The sequence below is a fragment of the Marinobacter sp. EN3 genome (assembly GCF_000475315.1).
GTDB lineage: Bacteria > Pseudomonadota > Gammaproteobacteria > Pseudomonadales > Oleiphilaceae > Marinobacter > Marinobacter nauticus.
Window position 1 is genome coordinate 1 of sequence record NZ_AXCC01000046.1, and the last position, 2,637, is coordinate 2,637.

Below are 2,637 nucleotides of genomic sequence, written 5' to 3' on the forward strand. Positions count from 1 at the left end.
TGCGTATTCCGGCGAACGTGAACACCCATACCGGTTGAACGTGAACACCATTTTTCTTAACGCATTACCCACCAGAGGTTTTACTCCGGGTGTTCACGTTCAGTCAATTTCCTGAAGTCGTTTTCTCATCGATTCTCCTTTCAGAGCCCAGCGATGGGCGTTGTGCATGAGCCGGTCCAGGATGGCGTCAGCCAGGGTGTTATCGCCAATGGCGGCGTACCACTGATCGGTGGGTAATTGACTGATGATCATGGTTGAGTGCGTGCCGTGGCGGTCATCCATAATCTCCATCAGGTCGTTCCGGTGTGCCGGTTTCAGGGCTTCGAGGCCCCAGTCATCCAGGATCAGCAGCCTCACTTTGGCCAGCTGGTTCAGCGTCTTCTGGTAGGTGCCGTCAGCCTTGGCCTGAGTCAGTTCCAGTAGTAACCGGGAGATTCGGTAATACCGGGTGCTGAGGCCGTTCAGGCAGGCCTGATGTCCCAGCGCACAGCCCAGGTAGGTTTTCCCGCTGCCGCAGGGGCCGGTGATCAACAGGTTCTGGCCACGCTCCAGCCAGTCGGTCTGAGCCAGTTGGGCCACCTGAGCTTTCTTCAGGTTGCGGGGGTGCTGGTAGTCGATGTCCTGGATCGAGGCACGGAGCTTGAAGCGGGCCTGGCGTACCAGGCGGTCCTGTTTCCGGTGCTCTCGGGTCTGGAACTCTCGGTCAAGCAGCAGTTCCAGGCGCTCCGCGAACGGCAGTTCGTCGTAGGTGCCCGGCTGGTTTTGTTGGTGTTCCAGGGCGGCAGCCATGCCGCCTAACTTCAGGTCTTTCAGTCTTGCCAGGGTTTGTGTCGTGCTCATGGGTGATGTCCTAGTGGAAGCTCTTCGGGCCACGGATATTCTCGTGGTGTTGAGGGAGTTCGGCGTTCAGGGGCAACTGCTCCGGCAGCTTGTCCCGGTTGCTCCGGAGAATGGCCTTGATGTGCTTCAGCCGGTTCAGGCCCTCCCGATTGGCGATGCGGCACCCCGCATTCAGGCGTTGGCTGGGGTACTCCCGAGTCAGGTTGAGCAACCCGAGACAGACCCGGTAAGCCTGCTCCGGGTGTTCCCGCTCAGCCAGTCGATCACTCACCCAGGCCAGCGTGTCTGGCCCGATGTCCCGGGCCCAGTTCTTGAGACGCCCCGGGGTCCATTGCTGCTGTTTTCGATGCCGGGCAGGCATATGACCCGCTTCGGTGGTGGTGCCCGGCCTGTGACGCCGTGGGTGACTTGCCACCTGGCGTTGCCGGAAGTGGACCTGCACCAGATGATCGCTGGCCTGGACTTCCACCTGCTCGCCCACGTACTGGTGCGGTACCGAGTAATGATGCTGGTCGAACTCGATGTGGTAATCGATATTGACCCGGCAACGCCGGATCTCGGCGTATTCATAGGGCTGTTTCGGCAAGGGACGCAGGGCGGGCTGATCCAGTGTCTCGAAGGCTGTCTGCCGGTTACCCGGCAGCCGCCGGAACGGGCGGCTGTTCAGCTCTTCAAGCAGTGACCGGATGCACTGATTGGCTTCGGCGAGAGTGAAGAAGGTGTGGTGACGCAACCGGGCCAGGATCCAACGCTCCACGATTTGCACGCCGACCTCCGCTTTCGATTTGTCCTTGGGCTTGTAGGGCCTGGCCGGGAGGATGGCTACCTGATAATGCTCGGCCAGTTGCTGGTAGCTGGGGTTTAGCTCTGGATCGTACCGACAGGCCTTGCTGACACCGCTGCGCAGGTTGTCCGGCACGACCATCTCCGGAATGCCACCGAAGAACTCAAAGGTACGCACGTGACTGGATAGCCAGTCTCGTAAACTCTGGCTCCAGGTAGCTTCAGCGTAGGTGTAGTTGGAGGCCCCAAGCACCGCCACGAACACCTGAGCGGTGCGTACCTCACCAGTCTGCGGGTTGATGATCGGCACGGTCGGGCCGCAGTAATCCACGAAGCACTTCTCACCGGCCTTATGGGTCTGGCGCATGGAGCGCTTCTGCTGCTTCAGCCAGTGCCGGTAACGGTCACAGTACTGGGAGTAGCTGTAACAGCGATTGGGGTACTGAGCTGTGTATTCCTCCCACAACAGCTGCTTGGTCATCCCTTTACGCTTGAGTTCCTGATGAGCGGTGGCCCAGTCGGGCACCTGGTAGCGAGTCGATGTGGTGGGATCGGCACCGGGATAGAACAGGGCCGCAAGGCGGCCATCGTCCAAATCCTCGGGCAACGGCCAGTTGAGGTTCAAGGCATCGGCCCGGGCCAACAGCTTCTGGATGGCCCCGACACTGGTCTTGGTGCTGGCACTGATCTGCCGGATCGAGAGCCCGGCTTCCAGCCTCAGGCGAAGCACCTCTCTGATTTTACGCATTGGAATTCTCTTTGCTGGCACAACTCCGCTCCCCAAAAAAAGGAATCAGAGTAGCAAACGGTTGAATAAACAATGCGTTAAGAAGGATTCCGGTTGAACGTGAACACCGTTTCCGGGAATGTGAACACTGATTCCGGCATCGTGAACACCGATTCCGGAAAATCCGGAAAAGTGTTCATCTTCAATCGGAATGGCTGTTCACGTTAAACCAGAATTGGTGTTCACGTTCGTCCGGAATGGGTGTTCATGATGGGCCGGAATATGCA

At 58.9% G+C, this 2,637-nt stretch carries 2 protein-coding genes; both read right to left on the minus strand.

Annotated features, from left to right (window positions below; translation table 11 throughout):
* Window positions 1-99: 99 nt before the first annotated feature.
* Window positions 100-840 (minus strand): IS21-like element helper ATPase IstB, encoded by a 741-nt coding sequence (gene istB / locus Q675_RS32455; protein WP_023011670.1) that lies wholly within the window; start codon window positions 838-840, stop codon window positions 100-102.
* A gap of 10 nt (window positions 841-850) precedes the next feature.
* On the minus strand, window positions 851-2,392 hold the full coding sequence (istA, locus tag Q675_RS32460; protein ID WP_031211584.1) for an IS21 family transposase: 1,542 nt from the start codon (window positions 2,390-2,392) through the stop codon (window positions 851-853).
* Between the last annotated feature and the right edge of the window lie 245 nt (window positions 2,393-2,637).